This window comes from Lentzea sokolovensis (assembly GCF_033949975.1).
In the GTDB taxonomy this organism is placed as follows: Bacteria; Actinomycetota; Actinomycetes; order Mycobacteriales; family Pseudonocardiaceae; genus Lentzea; species Lentzea sokolovensis.
In genome coordinates, this window is record NZ_JAXAVU010000001.1 from 527342 (window position 1) to 543106 (window position 15765).

At 69.1% G+C, this 15765-nt stretch carries 14 protein-coding genes and 1 pseudogene; 12 read left to right on the forward strand and 3 right to left on the reverse strand.

From position 1 onward, the window contains the following. Positions 1-511 precede the first annotated feature (511 nt). The 5 genes from SK854_RS02510 (at position 512) to SK854_RS02530 (ending at position 5334) form a co-directional block, all read left to right on the forward strand. Positions 512-799: a hypothetical protein gene (locus SK854_RS02510; protein WP_093588124.1), complete on the forward strand. Its 288-nt coding sequence runs from the start codon at positions 512-514 to the stop codon at positions 797-799. 310 nt (positions 800-1109) lie between these two features. Then, positions 1110-2012, forward strand: coding sequence for a LytR/AlgR family response regulator transcription factor (locus SK854_RS02515; protein ID WP_319973291.1), 903 nt, complete (start codon positions 1110-1112; stop codon positions 2010-2012). Beyond that, positions 2009-2410 (forward strand): hypothetical protein, encoded by a 402-nt coding sequence (locus tag SK854_RS02520; RefSeq protein WP_319973292.1) that lies wholly within the window; start codon positions 2009-2011, stop codon positions 2408-2410. Before SK854_RS02515 ends, SK854_RS02520 begins: the two co-directional genes overlap by 4 nt. Beyond that, positions 2407-4149 (forward strand): sodium/solute symporter, encoded by a 1743-nt coding sequence (locus SK854_RS02525; protein ID WP_319973293.1) that lies wholly within the window; start codon positions 2407-2409, stop codon positions 4147-4149. The genes SK854_RS02520 and SK854_RS02525 overlap by 4 nt, the downstream gene beginning before the upstream one ends. 9 nt (positions 4150-4158) lie before the next feature. Further along, on the forward strand, positions 4159-5334 hold the full coding sequence (locus SK854_RS02530; protein WP_319973294.1) for a sensor histidine kinase: 1176 nt from the start codon (positions 4159-4161) through the stop codon (positions 5332-5334). 64 nt (positions 5335-5398) lie between these two features. Here SK854_RS02530 and SK854_RS02535 read toward each other — a convergent pair. Further along, a pseudogene (locus SK854_RS02535) lies at positions 5399-5776 on the reverse strand (transposase); the annotation flags it as partial. Between the two features lie 663 nt (positions 5777-6439). On the opposite strand from SK854_RS02535, the gene SK854_RS02540 reads away from it, so the two are divergent. The 3 genes from SK854_RS02540 to SK854_RS02550 all read left to right on the forward strand — a co-directional run bounded on the left by SK854_RS02540 (position 6440) and on the right by SK854_RS02550 (position 9488). Continuing rightward, complete coding sequence (locus tag SK854_RS02540) at positions 6440-7258, forward strand: metallophosphoesterase family protein (RefSeq protein WP_319973295.1); 819 nt, start codon at positions 6440-6442, stop codon at positions 7256-7258. After that, positions 7255-7905, forward strand: a complete 651-nt coding sequence (locus SK854_RS02545; RefSeq protein WP_319973296.1) for a 4'-phosphopantetheinyl transferase family protein — start codon at positions 7255-7257, stop codon at positions 7903-7905. The genes SK854_RS02540 and SK854_RS02545 overlap by 4 nt, the downstream gene beginning before the upstream one ends. Positions 7906-8009: 104 nt before the next feature. Further along, complete coding sequence (locus SK854_RS02550) at positions 8010-9488, forward strand: glutamate--cysteine ligase (protein WP_319973297.1); 1479 nt, start codon at positions 8010-8012, stop codon at positions 9486-9488. A gap of 45 nt (positions 9489-9533) precedes the next feature. On the opposite strand, the gene SK854_RS02555 is transcribed toward SK854_RS02550, so the two are convergent. Further along, a complete protein-coding gene (locus SK854_RS02555) occupies positions 9534-11219 on the reverse strand; it encodes a cellulase family glycosylhydrolase (protein ID WP_319973298.1) in 1686 nt (561 codons plus the stop codon). A 157-nt stretch (positions 11220-11376) separates the two neighbouring features. Between SK854_RS02555 and SK854_RS02560 the strand changes: the two genes are divergently transcribed. Genes SK854_RS02560 through SK854_RS02575 form a run of 4 tightly spaced genes read left to right on the forward strand, consistent with a single transcriptional unit; the run spans position 11377 to position 15419 of the window. Next, positions 11377-12438, forward strand: coding sequence for a MoxR family ATPase (locus SK854_RS02560; RefSeq protein ID WP_319973299.1), 1062 nt, complete (start codon positions 11377-11379; stop codon positions 12436-12438). After that, positions 12435-14048, forward strand: a complete 1614-nt coding sequence (locus SK854_RS02565) for a vWA domain-containing protein (RefSeq protein ID WP_319973300.1) — start codon at positions 12435-12437, stop codon at positions 14046-14048. Before SK854_RS02560 ends, SK854_RS02565 begins: the two co-directional genes overlap by 4 nt. After that, positions 14048-14728: a DUF3800 domain-containing protein gene (locus SK854_RS02570; RefSeq protein WP_319973301.1), complete on the forward strand. Its 681-nt coding sequence runs from the start codon at positions 14048-14050 to the stop codon at positions 14726-14728. Before SK854_RS02565 ends, SK854_RS02570 begins: the two co-directional genes overlap by 1 nt. After that, positions 14721-15419 carry a class I SAM-dependent methyltransferase gene (locus SK854_RS02575; protein ID WP_093588135.1) on the forward strand — a complete coding sequence of 233 codons (699 nt, stop codon included), beginning with the start codon at positions 14721-14723 and terminating at the stop codon, positions 15417-15419. The genes SK854_RS02570 and SK854_RS02575 overlap by 8 nt, the downstream gene beginning before the upstream one ends. Here SK854_RS02575 and SK854_RS02580 read toward each other — a convergent pair. After that, on the reverse strand, positions 15412-15750 hold the full coding sequence (locus SK854_RS02580; RefSeq protein WP_319973302.1) for a hypothetical protein: 339 nt from the start codon (positions 15748-15750) through the stop codon (positions 15412-15414). The two genes, SK854_RS02575 and SK854_RS02580, sit on opposite strands and share 8 nt — an antisense overlap. Between the last annotated feature and the right edge of the window lie 15 nt (positions 15751-15765).

The following is a 15765-nucleotide window of genomic DNA, read 5'->3' on the forward strand; positions in this document are numbered from 1 at the left end:
CGAAGGTCTGGCCACGGTACCCGCGGGCGGGTTCGGCGCGGACTGGTCGCGTAGCTCCGTTCGGGGGATCCCCAGGTCCTGCCGACCACCTGGAACGTCGCCGGGAATCGTCAGATTGCCCTGTACGAACCTGAACGACTGAACTCCACCTGCCCTGAGGCAAAAGAGTTAATACGTCGGTCGAGAAGTCCCTCAGCCGACGTAACTCAATGCCGTGATTCAGGCGACCTGGGACACACCGATCAGGCCCGGCGCGACCGGTACCGCCGGGCCTACCAGGCAACTAGAACCGACACGATGTCGGGAAACATCGACTAAACGCCGAAACGCGTTCATTTCAGCCAACGGCCATAAGTGCGCGCCAGTTGAGACGAGCGCCAGTTGAGACGGATTGCGCAATCGATTGACCGGGTAGTCCCCTTGGGGCAACATCATTGCACTGGACCGCAGAGGTCGAGATATGGTGTTGCCCAGTGGGGAAATGTCTGGCGCAGCACGACTGGAGGAATCCGTGGACCCGGCACTGGACGCCTTGCGCGACCGGCTGGCGGAGATCGTCGCGTCACCGCCGGACAACACCGAGGAACTGGTGGACACGCTGAGCGGTCTCGCCAAGCTCTCGAACCAGTGGTCCGAGGCGATCCAGGCGTTGCGCGCGCCGACCCGCAGACTGGTCGGCCCGGCCGCCGCCGCCTCCGTGAGCGTCGCCGCCCGCCGTGCCGAGGAGTCGTTCATCGAGCTGGAGATCACGCTCGGTGACGCGCTGGCGGCTCAGCCTCGCGCGATCCGGCAGCCCTGACTGAATCTTCCCCGCACTGTGAGCGGCTCAGTTCACTGAGGGTTCGCACCTCGTCACCGAGACACACCCGATCGGAGGGTTTCCGCTCCTCCTCTCCCTGGCGGATGATGCGCCCGATCGGGGTTTCAGGGCGGGAGGGGGAACTCGTGGTGCACACGGTGCGCAACCGGACCCCCGCGGCGGGTCACCCTCCGTGAGGGGGCATGATCGCGTATCCGACGCCCACGGCTCACCAGGCGCGCGATGACCGAGCGTGGTCTAATCGCCGCCACGTGAGGATCGGCCGTACACAGTTTGGACTCGATCTCGAATGACCTCAGGTCTGCCCTGCCCCATCTGCGAGGGGCCGGATCGACGTGGCAGCCTCGAGCGCTCGCTGCGGGTGCTCGCCGTCGACGACGAGGCGCCCGCGCTGGAAGACCTCACTTACCTGTTGCGCTCCGATCCGCGCATCGCCCACGTGGAAGCGGTCACCGACGCCACCAAGGCGCTCCGGGTGCTGCACCGCGCGATGGACGCCGGGCAGCCGTTGGACGCGGTGTTCCTCGACATCCGCATGCCCGGGCTGGACGGTCTCGACCTCGCCCGTGTGCTGTCGCGGTTCGCGCAGCCGCCGCCCGTGGTCTTCGTGACGGCGCACCAGCAGCCCGCGGTGGAGGCGTTCGAACTCAAGGCGCTCGACTACCTGCTCAAGCCCGTGCGCGCGGAACGGCTCGCGGAGTCCGTGCACCGCATCGTGCACGAGGTCTGGGACTCGAAGACCGCTGCCGAACCCGCCGCCCCGGCGCCCGCGCAGCCCGCGAACTCCACGCCGCCGGAGATGGGTGACGAGGTCATCCCCGTCGAACTCGGTGGCGTCACCCGGTTCATCCGCCTCGCCGACATCCGGTACGTGGAGGCGCACGGCGACTACGCCCGCCTGCACACCGCGACCGGCAGCGGCCTCGTGCGCGCGGCGTTGAACGGTCTCGAGGAACGCTGGCGCAGCGCCGGGTTCGTCCGCATCCACCGCAGCCACCTGGTGTCGCTCGGCCACATCGACGAACTGCGGCTGGAGGACGGGCACCTGAGCGTCACGATCGGCGGCGCGGTGCTGCCGGTCAGCCGTCGGCACGCCCGCCACCTGCGGCAACTGCTCGTGCGACGCGCCAGGCCCACTCCGGTGCCGGGGAGCGCCGGTGTCCTGCAACCGAGGAACGGGCTCGGGTCGTGACGACGCCACCACCCCGGCGGCCGGACCCGAGGCCGACCCAGCGCGTGGTGGTGACGAGCCCGCGCACGCGGGCACCCCGTGCGCGCCGCCCGTACTCGGGCACGCGCGAGATCAACGAGCAGAGTGAGCTCGGCGCCGTCTACATGCGCACGCTGATCCGGGCGCAACGGCGGCTGGGGCTCTCGGTGTGCCTGGTGGCGTGCGGTGCGCTGGGCCTGCTGCCGCTGTTGTTCGCGATCGAGCCGGAGTTCGGCAAGTTCCGGATCCTCGGGCTCGGCCTGCCGTGGTTCCTGCTGTGCGTGGCGACCTGCCCGATGCTGCTGCTGGCCGGCTGGTTCTACGTGCGGCAGGCCGAACGCAGTGAACGCGAGTTCGCGGAGCTGGTCGAACGTCCATGACGAGTGGTTACGCCATCGTGGCGGTGCTGGTCGTCGCACTGGGCACGATCCTGGTCGGCACCTACGGACTGCGCGTCTCCCGCACGACGTCCGACTTCTACGTCGCCTCGCGCACGGTCTCCCCGTGGTGGAACGCCTCCGCGGTCGGCGGTGAGTACCTGTCGGCGGCGTCGTTCGTCGGCATCGCCGGGCTGATCTTCGCCTACGGGCCGGACATGCTGTGGTTCCCGGTCGGCTACACCGCCGGCTACCTGGTGCTGCTGACGATGGTCGCCGCTCCCCTGCGGCGGTCCGGCGCCTACACGCTGCCGGACTTCGCCGAGGCGCGCTTCCGTTCCCGCGGCGTGCGCGCGGTCGCGTCGATCCTGGCGCTGGCGATCGGCTGGCTGTACCTGTTGCCGCAGCTGGAAGGCGCGGGCCTGACGCTGAACACGGTGACGGGCGCGCCGGACTGGCTGGGCGCGTTGGTGGTCACGGTGGTCGTGACGGTGAACGTGATGTCCGGCGGGATGCGGTCGATCACGTTCGTGCAGGCGTTCCAGTACTGGCTCAAGCTCACCGCGATCACCGTGCCGATCGTGTTCCTGATCGTCGTCTGGCAGGCACACGGCGCCGACTCGCTGACCAAGCCCGAGTACCCCACGTTCCGGCAGGACACCGAGGTCGCGTTCCAGCGCCAGACCACGATCCACGCCGAGAAGGCCCTGTTCATCAAGGGCACCGGCGAGGTCGACGGCGTGCGCATCGAGAACACCGGCATCGTGCTGACCGAGGGCTACCACCGCATCGGGCAGGGCGCGGAGTTCACGTTCCCGAAGGACGCGCCCGTCCCCCATCTGTCCACAATGGCGCACAACACCAACGAGATGTGGTCGCTGCCGATGTCGAGCGGCCAGGACTTCCCGTTGTACGGGGCCTATTCGCTCATCATCGCGACGTTCCTGGGCACCATGGGCCTGCCGCACGTGATCGTGCGCTTCTACACGAACCCGAACGGCACCGCCGCGCGCCGCACGACGTTGATCGTGCTCGGCCTGCTGTCCGTCTTCTACCTGATGCCACCGATGTACGGGGCGCTCGGCCGGCTCTACACGCCCGAGTTGCTGATGACCGGTCAGACCGACGCCGTGGTGCTGGTGCTGCCGACCCGGATGATCGACGGCATCGGCGGCGAGCTGCTCGGCGCCCTGGTGGCGGGCGGCGCCTTCGCTGCGTTCCTCTCCACCTCGTCGGGCCTGGTGGTGTCGCTGGCGGGCGTGCTCTCGCAGGACGTGCTGCGCCTGGGCGGCGTGCGCGGTTTCCGGATCTCCACGGTGCTCGCGGGTCTCGTGCCGCTGGCGATGACGTTCGTGTCGACCGGCATGCCCGTCGCGGACATGGTCGGCCTCGCGTTCGCCGTCGCCGCGTCCTCGTTGTGCCCCTTGCTGATGCTGGGGATCTGGTCGAGTCGGATCACGACGGTCGGAGCCATCGCCGGCATGCTCGCGGGCGGCGTGCCCGCACTGACCGCGGGCCTCGTCACGATGTTCACCGACACCGGCGACGCCTGGTACGAGATCCTGCTCTCCCGCCCCGCCGCGTGGACCGTCCCGCTCGGCTTCTCGGTCATGTACGTCGTCTCCCTGCTCACCCAACGGCACGTGCCGGCCGGGGTGCAGCGCACGATGGTCAAGCTCCACGCGCCCGAGAACCTCGGGCTGGACAGCTCAAGCTCCAACTCGGGCGAAGAGCGAAGCTAGGGGTGTGACATGCAGGACTTCCTCACCGCCGCCGCGATCCTGTTCGTGGGCGGAGCGGCCGTGCTCGTCCTGTGGCGGGGCACGCGCAACAAGCAGTCGCTCTCGACCGAGGCCCAGCGCGTCACCTACGAAACCCTGCACACGGCCTGGTCCGCCGCTCCCCCGCTGCGCGCCGGTCTCGTCCCCGACGCGGCGAAGAAGTCCGCCCGGCACCTGCGCACGTTGCTCGACACCCCGGCTCTGGCGCTGACCGACGAGACGGAGGTCGTGGCCTGGGAGGGCGTCTCCGACCACCACGCGGCCGAGGCCATGGCCCAGGCCGAGGACGTCTTCCTGACCGGCCGCACCCAGGCGTTCGACATCGGCTGCACCGAACCGAACTGCCCGATCAACTGCGCGGTCGTGGCCCCGCTGACCGTCGAGGGCCGCGTCGTCGGCACCCTGGCCGCCTACTCCCGCGAAGCCTCGGCCGGCCTCGTGCGCGCGACGAACCAGGTGGCCCGCTGGGCGGCGGGCCAGCTGGAACTCGCCGAACTGGACCGCTCCCGGACCCGGCTGGTCGAGGCGGAGGTGCGGGCCCTGCGCGCGCAGATCTCGCCGCACTTCATCTACAACTCGCTGTCCGCCATCGCCTCCTACGTCCGCACGAACCCGGAGCGCGCCCGGACCCTGCTCCTGGACTTCGCGGACTTCACCCGCTACTCGTTCCGCCGCCACGGCGACTTCACGACCCTGGCCGAGGAACTGCGCTCGATCGACCAGTACCTGGCCCTGGAACGGGCGCGCTTCGGCGAACGGCTGAAGGTGACGCTGCAGGTGGCGCCCGAGGTGCTGCCGGTGACCGTGCCGTTCCTGTGCCTGCAGCCGCTGGTCGAGAACGCCGTCCGGCACGGCATGGAGGGCAAGGTCGAGCCCGGCCACATCCAGATCTACGCCAACGACGGCGGCGCCGAAGCGCACATCACGATCGAGGACGACGGCATCGGCATGGACCCGGAGAAGCTGCGCCGGACGCTGGCAGGGCAGGTGGACGAGTCGGCCGGCATCGGGCTCGGCAACATCGACGAACGGCTGCGGCGCGTGTACGGGGACGAGTACGGGCTGGTCGTGGAGACCGCCTGCGGGCTGGGCACGAAGATCACCGTGCGGGTGCCGAAGTACCACGCGGGCATCAACGGCATGTGAGCGCACGAAAACGCCGGAGCCACCCTTTCTCAGGGTGACTCCGGCGAAGCAAAGGGAGAGATCAGCTGGCGGCCTTCGCGGCCCGGCGGTCCGCCGCGTCCAGCACCGCGCGGATCCAGTCGATCTCCTCGGTCCCGCATGCGCCCTCGGCAGCGGCACGCCGGAGCCGGACCCACAGCCCCAGGTCGGTCCACTCCTGGAACCGCCGGTGCACGGTCGGCACGGTCACGCCGAACGACGCCGGCAGGTGCCGCCAGGCGCATCCGGACGACAGCACGAACACGATCGCGGTGAACACCGAACGGCTGCACACCCGGCCGCGGCCGCCGCCCTGACGGCGGACCTTGGCCGGCGGGATGAGCGGCTCCACGACGGCCCAGAGGTTCGCCGAGACGAGGCGGGCGGAGAGCTGGTCGATGACGTCACCGCGGCCGGACTCCATGCCGGACTCGGGCCAGGCGGACGTGCGCATCCACGCGTCGGGGCGCTGCGCCACGTCGGCGGGCCGCTGGTCCTGGCGGGCGGACTCGGCGCGCTGACGGGAGCGGAGCAGGGTGGCCAGGGCCGTGTCCTCGGCCGTGGTGCGGCGCTGGGGGACGGCGTAGGCCTGGTGCTGCTGGGCGTGGCGGGCGATCTCGGCGCCCACCGTGCGGCGGAACGACGGGTTGCCCGCGAGGCGGGGGTCGACCGGCTGGCCGTAGCGGGTGGGGACCTGGCTCACGGCCGCCTGACGAGGCGGGATCTGGCCCGCGGGCGTCTGGCGTGGGGGAACTGGGCGTCCTGGCACCTGACGGGGCGGGACCTGTCGCGAGAGTCGCGGGTCCGGGGTGCGAGCGAACTGTGAGTCGGTCATGGGGTCCTCCGCCAGGACTTTTCCGTCAGGTGACAGCGCTCACAGTAGGAAGGAGGCCAGAAAACAGGTAAGTAGGTAGGCCATAAAAGGCGGTGAACGGGCGTGCGGCGGCGATACGCGGCTTGCCCTGTTGAGACGAGTGGCGCACTGTCTGCGACGAACGGATAACCGGTCGTGGTACCGCTCTCACGAACGGGTGGCCCACCGGAGGGCAATGATCCGGTCGTTGACGCCACAGATACCGTTCGAACTGTGAAGCTCTTGGCCACCAGCGACCTGCACGTCTCCTACCAGGACAACCGCCAGGTCGTGGAGACGATCGCCTCACCGGACGAGACCGACTGGCTGATCATCGCCGGGGACATCGGCGAGAAGTTCGCCGACATCGAGTGGACGCTCGCCACCCTCCGGCCGAAGTTCGCGAAGCTGATCTGGTCGCCCGGCAACCACGAGCTGTGGACCACCAAGGACGACCCCAACCAGGCCCGCGGCGAGATGCGCTACAAGCAGCTCGTGGAGCTGTGCCGCAGCCTCGACGTCGTGACGCCGGAAGACCCGTACGTCACGTTCGACGGTCCCCGGGGTCCGGTCACCGTCTGTCCACTTTTCCTCGGTTACGACTACTCCTTTCGGCCGCACGGCGCCACGGACGTGAAGTCGGCCCTCGCCATCGCGCACGAAGCGGGTGTGGTGTGCACGGACGAGTACTTCCTGCACCCAGACCCGTACCCGTCCCGTGAGGCGTGGTGTCAGGCGCGCGTCAAGGAGACCGAGGAGCGGCTCGCCCAGATCCAGGGCCCGACCGTGCTGATCAACCACTACCCGCTCGTCCGCGACCCCACGTTCGTGTTGCGCTACCCCGAGTTCGCGCTCTGGTGCGGCACGACGCTGACCGCCGACTGGCACAAGCGGTTCAACGTGGTCGAGATGGTCTACGGCCACCTGCACATCCCCCGCACGACGCACTACGACGGCGTGCGCTTCGACGAGGTCTCGCTCGGCTACCCGCGCGAGTGGAAACCACGCGGCACCACCCAGGTGAAGCTGCACGACGTGCTCCGGGAGGCGTGACCGTGCTGGAGCAGGTTCTTCCCCCGCCCGTCGCGGCGGTGGAGCGGTACGACGACGAGCAGCCGGCCGACCTCTTCCCCGAGGAGGAGGCGCTGCTGGGCAACGCCGTGCCCAAGCGCCGGTTCGAGTTCGGCACGGTCCGCGCGTGTGCCCGCGAGGCGATGCGGCAGCTCGACGTCGAGCCCGCCCCGATCCTGCCGGGCCCGAAGCGCGAGCCGCTGTGGCCGGCGGGGATCGTCGGCAGCCTCACGCACTGCGCCGGCTACCGGGCCGCGGCGCTGGCACGCGCGAGCGACTTCGAGACGATCGGCATCGACGCCGAACCGCACAAGCCCGCGCCGGACGGCGTGCTGGGCGCGATCGCCATCCCGGCCGAGCTGCGCAGGATGCCGGGGCTGAAGGTCGACGACCCGAAGATCTGCTGGGACCGGCTGCTGTTCAGCGCCAAGGAGTCCACCTACAAGGCCTGGTACCCGGTCACGCGGCGCTGGCTCGGGTTCGAGGACGCGGACATCACGCTCAACGCCGACGGCACGTTCCACTCGCGCATCCTGCTGGCCGACACCCCGATCGCCGGGTTCGACGGCCGCTGGCTGGTGCAGGGCGACCTCCTGCTCACCGTGATCGCCGTGCCCGCGCGCGGGTGAGGGCGTTCCGGGGCCTGTCCTGTTTCGCAACAAGACACGGGTGTCGGCTTGATCAACCATGGTGCAGAGTGGTGGGCTGAACCCTCGACCGCCGGGAGGCCACCATGGGCGAGGACGTCGCGAAGCACGAGTTCACGCGCGAGGACCGCACGCGGTACCGCACCAAGGTGCGGCGATGTCTCGACGTGTTCGCGCGGATGCTGCGTGAAGCGCGCTTCGACTTCGAAAGGCCGATGACCGGCCTGGAGATCGAGATCAACCTCATCGACGAGAACTGCGATCCGGCGATGAAGAACCACGAGGCCCTGGACGTCATCGACGACCCGGACTTCGTGACCGAGCTCGGCCAGTGGAACATCGAGATCAACGTGGCCCCGCGCCGGCTCGCGGGCGGCGGCATCACGTCGTTCGAGGAGACCGTCCGCCGCAGTCTCAACGACGCCGAGGAGAAGGCGCGGGCGGTCGGCGCGCACATGGTCATCAACGGCATCCTGCCGACCCTGCGCACCCAGGACATCTCCCCCGGCCTGCTCTCCGGCAACCCGCGCTACGCGTTGCTCAACGAGCAGGTGCTGGCCGCGCGGGGCGAGGACCTGCAGATCTCCATCGACGGCGTCGAGCGGCTGCACCTCACGGCCAGCTCGATCGTCCCGGAGGCCGCCTGCACGAGCACGCAGCTGCACCTGCAGGTGTCGCCGGAGCAGTTCCCCGCGTACTGGAACGCCGCCCAGGCCATCGCGGGCGTGCAGGTCGCCGTCGGCGCCAACTCGCCGTTCTTCCTCGGCAAGGAGCTCTGGCGCGAGACCCGCATCGCCCTGTTCCAGCAGGCCACCGACACCAGGGGCGACGAGCTCAAGGCCCAGGGCGTGCGGCCGCGCGTGTGGTTCGGCGAGCGGTGGATCAACTCGATCTTCGACCTGTTCGAGGAGAACGTCCGCTACTTCCCCGCGTTGCTGCCCATCACCGACGACGAGGACCCGCTGGCGGTGCTCGACAAGGGCGACACGCCCGCGCTGAGCGAGCTGAAGCTGCACAACGGCACCATCTACCGCTGGAACCGGCCCGTGTACGACGTGGTCCGCGACCGCCCGCACCTGCGCGTCGAGAACCGCGTGCTGCCGGCCGGGCCGACCATCGTGGACACCCTGGCCAACGCCGCCCTGTACTTCGGGCTGGTGCGCGCTTTGGCGGAGGACGAGCGTCCACTGTGGTCGCAGATGAGCTTCCAGGCGGCGGAGGAGAACTTCAACGCCGCCTCGCGCAACGGGATGGACGCGCAGATGTACTGGCCCGGCGTCGGCACCGTGCCGGTGGTCGAGCTGGTGCTGCGCCGGTTGCTGCCGCTGGCGCACGAGGGACTGATCCGGTGGGGCGTCGACTCGGCCGAGCGTGACCGTTTACTGGGCGTGATCGAGCAGCGGTGCCTGAGCGGCGTGAACGGCGCTACTTGGCAGGCGCGGGAGTTCCACCGGCACTACGACCACACGCACATGGACCGGGCGGACGCGTTGCGCACGATGCTCCGGACCTATGTGGACCTGATGCACGCCAACGAACCCGTGCACACCTGGCCGTTGACGTGAGAGGAAGGGGTGGCCGCCGAAGCGGCCACCCCTTCCTCATTCAGTTCAGCTGGTCGGGAAGTTGTCCGGCGTCCTGATGCGCTCGCGCACCCACACACCGGCTTCCTTCAGCACACCGGTACCCGAGAAGTTCGTGCCGGAGCAGGTACCCGTCTTGAACACCGCGCCCGACAGGCCGTCGTCGGAGTAGTTCCAGTTGGCCCACGAGATCTTCTTCTGGGCCATCAGGTCGATGTACTTCTGCGACGTCGTGAAGTCGTTCGAGCCGCCGCCGGACGCCGTCTGCGTGCCGAACTCGGTCACGAACACCGGAACAGCGCTGGAGACGCGGTTCAGGACGTCGATGTACGCCTGCTTGTGCGAGTTGGCGTAGAAGTGGAACGAGTACATGAAGTTGGTCGCGTTGACCTTGTTGTTCAGCACCACCGACGGGTCCTCGCCGTCGGAGTGGCCGAACGTCGACCAGCCGTTCGTGCCCGAGACGATGAGGCTGTCCGGGTCGATGTTGCGGATGACCGGGATCATCTGCTCGGCGTAGGACTTGACCTTCGCCCACGACGTGCCGTTGGGCTCGTTGGCGATGTCGTAGATGATGTTCGTCTTGTCCTTGTGCCGGTTGGCGATCTCCGTGAAGAACGTCTTGGCGCGGGACAGGTTGTAGTTCGGGTCACCGGGCGAGAGCTGGTGCCAGTCCACGAGGACGTAGATGCCGCGACGCGTGGCTTCCTCGATGTACCCGTGCATCATGTCGGTGAACTTGCGGGGGTCGGTCTCGTACCCGTCCTCCTGGATGTACATGGCGACGCGGATGAAGTCCGCGTTCCAGTCGTTCACCAGCGCGTCCCACCACTGGGACTTGGCGCACTGGTGGTACCACTGGATGCCGTGCGTGCTCATGCCGCGCAGCTGGATCGGCTTGCCGTACTGGTTGCACAGCTGCACACCGCACACGCGCAGCAGGCCGTTGATGTCGTGCGGCCTGGTGCCGCCGGGCGTGCCCGGCTGCGTGCGCACCGAGATGGAGTTCGAGGCGCCGGACAGGTTGCCCGCCGCGTCGCGCGCCTGCACGGTGAAGGTGTACGCGGTGTCCGGCGTCAGGCCGGTCACGGTGTGCGTGGTGCCGGCCGCGGTCTGCCCGTTGGACAGGACGTACCCGGCGACGCCCACGTTGTCGGTGGACGCGTTCCACGCCAGCGACACCGAGGACGACGTGGTGCCGGTCGAGCGCAGGTTGCCCGGTACCGAGGGAGCCACGGTGTCCGGCGTGCCCGACTGGGCGTCGACGTCGACGCGGTCCAGGTTCGGACCGCCGTTCACCGTCGTCGCGACCGTCTTGATGGTGTTCGAGCCCGCGTTCAGGGTGACCGTCGTGGACTTGGTCGTCCACGTGGTCCACGCGCCGGTGGCCGGGAACGAGAAGTTCGACGCCACCACGGTGCCGTTGACGGAGATGTCCATCGGGCGGTTCGCCGTGGTGCCGTTGGCGAACCGGAACGTGAGTGCCGCCGGACCGGCGGTGCCCGCGTTCACGGTGAACTCGACGGAGCTGCCGACCTCGTTGTCGTAGTTGACGAAGCCCGAACCGGTGAAGCCGGCGTGGTTGGACTCGACGAGGCCGTTGGAGATCGTCGCGCTCTCCGCCTGGTACTGGACCGGGGCGGCGAGGGCGACGGCCGGAACCACGGCGAGTGCGAGAGCCGCTGGTACGACCAGGAACAGGGGTCTGGCCACAGGTGCCTCCTGTGTGAGGGGAACAGCAGGGCGCGGCGGCGATTTAGTTAAGAAGGTTTCCTATCAGTGGTGGCTTGAATCACAGCACTAGACCACTGCTCGTGTCAACAAATTCGGGCGACCGGAACAAGTCGGATGAGGCATCCTCGACCACCTGATGCGATCCAAAGTCACCGTGACCCCTGCGCAGCTCCCGGAGGTGCTGCTGCACGTCGCCGTCGTCCGGCCGGTCTTCCTGTGGGGAGCACCGGGTATCGGCAAGTCCTCGCTCGTCCGCAAGTTCGCCGCCGAGCTGGGCCTGGAGTGCGTGACGCTGCTGGGCACGCAGCTCGCGCCGGAGGACCTCATCGGAGTTCCGGAACTGGTCGGTGGCCGTTCCCGGTTCGCCCCGCCGGAGTCCATCGCACGGCAGGACCCGTACTGCCTGTTCCTGGACGAGTTGAACGCGAGCTCCCCCGAGGTGCAGAAGGCGTTCTACTCGCTGATCCTCGACCGGCGCATCGGCGCCTACGAGCTGCCGAAGGGCTCGATCGTGATCGGCGCCGGCAACCGGGCGGTCGACAACGCCCTGGCGCGCCCGATGGCGTCCGCACTCGTGAACCGCATGATCCACGTGCACCTCACGGCATCTTCGAAGGACTGGCTGGCATGGGCGCGTGAGAGCGACATCCACCCGTGGGTGCTGGAGTACCTGACGCAGCGCCCGGACCACCTGTGGAGCGCGGCACCCAAGGTGGAGGAGTCGTTCTCCACGCCACGTGGCTGGCACATGCTCTCCGACGCGCTGCACTCGTTCGGCGACGACATCTCCGACGACCTGCTGGAGGTGCTGGCGTTCGGCACGGTCACCGCGAACCACGCGTCGATGTTCAAGGCGTACGTGAAGACCGTGCGGCACGCGTACGGGCTGGAGGCCGTGCTGCGCGGCGACGCTCGGTGGCCGTCCGCTCCCCACGACCGCGACCTGCTGTACTTCCTGGCCGAGGCGTTCCGCGCACGGCTGGTGAAGGAGCTGCCGCACGACAAGGCGCACGCGCCGGCGGCCGGCAAGCAGCTGGCGCACCGCGGCAAGGCGCTGCTGCTGGAACTGGCCGAGCTGTCGCTGGAGATCGCGCAGATGGTGATCGCGGCCGACGACGACGGCAATCCCGTGCTGCCCGCGTGGTTCCTCGTCGAGGTCACCCGCGACCTGCCCCGACTGGTCGCCGCACGCGCATGAGGAAGCGCACCAAGGTCAGTGCGTATCCAGCCGTGGTGGCGTTCGACACGGCGGAGAAGCGGATTGCCGCCCATCCGCTGTTCGCCGCTCTCGGCTCGTACGTGTTCCGGCTCTCCGAGCACCCGTGGGCCGACATCTCGCTCGACGGCAAGTTGCGCGCCCACCCGTCACGGCAGGCGAGCGAGGACGAGTGGACGTGGGTGTTCGCGCATTGCCTGCTGCACCTGGGTTTCAGCACGCACTCCTGTGAAGACGTGCTGGACTTCCAGCCCGCGCTGAGGTTCGGCACGCGGCCACCGTCGTGGAGACCGGGCAGCTGTGTGCGCGGCGAGGAGTCGAAGGACCCGAAGAAGTGGGCGGAACGGTTCGCGGCCGGGCTCTCCAACGCCGCCGTGGCCGCGATCGAAGTGGCGGGTGGCGCGCGGTCGTCGTTGTCCGACGCACGGCCGCTGAAGACGGAGTGGGATCTCGCGCTGGGCTGGTTCGTGTCGAACTACCCGCTGCTGGGCGCGTTGGCGTCGACGATGAAGGTGGTGGCGGACGCGGAACTGGCGCGGGGCTGGGACATCTCGATCGCGGCGGTGTCCGCGGCCTCGGCAGAGATCTACGTGAACCCGCTGGCCGGGCTTTCCCGGCAGGAGTGGCGGTTCGTGCTCGCGCACGAGATGTTGCACGCCGCGCTGCGCCACGGCGACCGGGTCGGCGGGCGGGATCCGTACCTGTGGAACATCGCCGCCGACTTCGTGGTGAACGGCTGGCTGGTCGAGATGGGCGTCGGTTCCCCGCCTTCCGGGGTCCTGCACGACCCCGAGCTGCGCGGCCTTTCGGCGGAGTCGGTCTACGACCGGATCGCGGTGGACCTGCGGCGGTACCGCAAGCTGCTCACGTTGAGGGGAAACCATCAGGGCGACCTGCTCGGCGACCCTCTTCGCGGGCCTTCGGACGTGGCCGATCTGGACGACTTCTACCGGCGTGCGTTGCTGACGGGGCTGAGCTACCACACGTCGTCTCGTGGGCTCCTGCCCGCAGGACTGGTAGAGGAGATCCGGGCACTGGAGCACCCGCCGCTGTCGTGGGACGCCCAGCTGGCGCGGTGGTTCGAGGAGTTCGTTCCGGCCGTGGAGAAGCGCCGCACCTATGCCCGCGCGTCACGGCGACAAGCGTCCACTCCGGACATTCCACGGCCCGGCTGGGTGCGGCCGGAGTCGCTGGAGGCACGGTCGACGTTCGGCGTCGTGCTCGACACGTCCGGCTCGATGGACCCCCAACTGCTGGGAAAGGCACTCGGCGCGATCGCTTCTTACGCCGCGGCACGTGACGTGCCCGCCGCACGCGTGGTTTTCTGTGACGCGATGGCATATGACGCTGGATACGTGCCCGTGGAGGACATCGCGGGCCGCGTGACGGTGCGCGGGCGCGGCGGAACGGTGCTGCAGCCCGGTGTCGACCTGCTCGAACGTGCCCCCGACTTTCCCGAGGCCGGTCCGATTCTCATCATCACCGACGCCGGATGCGACGTGCTGAGGATTCGGCGCGAGCACGCGTTCCTGATCCCGGCGGGCGCGCATCTGCCGTTCCGCGCTCGCGGCCCCGTCTTCCGGATGTCCTGATGGAGATCGCCTGCGACGAGTCGGGGTCCGAGGGCGAGAAGCTCGTCGGCGGGGTCACCGCGGTCTTCGCCCATGCCGGAGTGCTGCTCTCGCGGGAGGAGGCCTCGGCGTGCGTCGAGACGCTGCGCGAGATGATCAAGTCACCCGCGCTGGAGTACAAGGCGAACCACCTGCTGCGGCAGAAGAACAGGTGGGTGCTGTTGTGGTTCTTGGGGCCAGACGGCCCATTGGCGGGCAAGGCGCGCGTACAACTCGTGGACAAACGGCGGTACCTCGCCTCGCGGGTACGTGCCGAGTTCGGCGGTGTGACGGGGCCGCTGGAGCTCTACAACGACCTGCTGCGGGCCCGTGGTCCGCGCGGGAATCTCGACCCACTGTTCCCCGCCATCCTGCGCGCGGTGGCGCAGTGGCAGACTTCGGGGGGCGGGCCGGTGTCGATCGTGCACGACCAGCAGCTGTCGCTCACCGATGGACGGATCCGGCAGCTCAAGAAACTCGCGCCACGGCTGCAAAGCCTGACGCTGGTCGACTCGCAGTACGACGCCCGCGTGCAGGTTGCCGACTTCCTGGCCGGAATCGCGCGACGGGTCGCCGAGGAAGAACTCAACGGACGACCTGACCGCGAGGTGATCGAGTTGCTGATGCCCTTCGTGGTCGGACCTAGGATGTGGCATGCCTGACGCGATTTTCGCCGACCCAAGACTGGCTCGGCTCTACGACGCCTTCGACGGGCCGCGCGTGGACCTGAACCTGTATCTCGGCATCGCGGCCGAACTGGAGGCGGCGAGCGTGCTCGACGTCGGCTGCGGAACGGGCAGCCTGGCGGTGATGCTGGCGTCGTCCGGCCGGACCGTCGTCGGGGTGGATCCGGCGCTGGCGTCGCTGGAGATCGCGCGCGCCAAGGAGTCCAGGGTCACCTGGATCCACGGCGACGCGACCACGCTGCCCGCGCTGTCGGTCGACCTCGCGACGATGACCGGGAACGTCGCCCAGGTGTTCCTGGGCGACGACTGGGAGGCCACGCTGCGCGGGGTGCGCCGGGCGCTCAAGCCGGGCGGGCACTTCGTGTTCGAGACGCGCCGCCCGGAGCACCGCGCCTGGGAGGACTGGTCCCGGGCGAAGCCGCGGGTGCTGGTCGGGGTGCGAGAGCAACTCGAACTGCTCAACGTGAGCCTGCCGTTCGTGTCGTTCCGGCACACCTACCAGTTCCCGGACGGCTCGGTGATCTCCTCGGACTCGACGCTGCGGTTCCGGTCGCGTCCCGAGATCGAGCAGAGCCTGACGCGCTGCGGCTTCGAGGTGGTCGACGTGCGCGACGCACCCGACCGGCCTGGCCGGGAGCACGTGTTCGTGGCGCGCAGGGTCAACTGACCAGCGCGGGCTGCTTCCAGGCCCGCACCAGCCACGGCAGGACGCGCGGCAGCCGGTCGGCCACGATGTCGTGCAGCACCAGCACCATCCGGCCGGAGTGCACGGGGCCGGCGTCGAGCCACACCACGTGCATCAGGACGCCGGTCCGCAGGTCGAGCCCCGCCTCCGCCTCCGCGAGGGCGGCGGGGGTGGCGGCGACGGGGTCCGCGACCTCGTGATGCGCGAAGCCGGAGCGACACAGCTCAGGATGCAGTTCCACCAGGGAATCCATGGCGGCGGCGAGACGTCCCACGCCCAGCCCTGCCCGAACCTGCACCGTAATGGCTCTCACATTAGGAGAGCCTAA

What these genes read in the sequence shown, in the direction of transcription:
- SK854_RS02515 (WP_319973291.1), top strand. Translation starts at nt 1,110, where the DNA reads ATGACCTCAGGTCTGCCCTGCCCCATCTGCGAGGGGCCGGATCGACGT.
- SK854_RS02525 (WP_319973293.1), top strand. Translation starts at nt 2,407, where the DNA reads ATGACGAGTGGTTACGCCATCGTGGCGGTGCTGGTCGTCGCACTGGGC.
- SK854_RS02530 (WP_319973294.1), top strand. Translation starts at nt 4,159, where the DNA reads ATGCAGGACTTCCTCACCGCCGCCGCGATCCTGTTCGTGGGCGGAGCG.
- SK854_RS02550 (WP_319973297.1), top strand. Translation starts at nt 8,010, where the DNA reads ATGGGCGAGGACGTCGCGAAGCACGAGTTCACGCGCGAGGACCGCACG.
- SK854_RS02560 (WP_319973299.1), top strand. Translation starts at nt 11,377, where the DNA reads ATGCGATCCAAAGTCACCGTGACCCCTGCGCAGCTCCCGGAGGTGCTG.
- SK854_RS02565 (WP_319973300.1), top strand. Translation starts at nt 12,435, where the DNA reads ATGAGGAAGCGCACCAAGGTCAGTGCGTATCCAGCCGTGGTGGCGTTC.
- SK854_RS02570 (WP_319973301.1), top strand. Translation starts at nt 14,048, where the DNA reads ATGGAGATCGCCTGCGACGAGTCGGGGTCCGAGGGCGAGAAGCTCGTC.
- SK854_RS02575 (WP_093588135.1), top strand. Translation starts at nt 14,721, where the DNA reads ATGCCTGACGCGATTTTCGCCGACCCAAGACTGGCTCGGCTCTACGAC.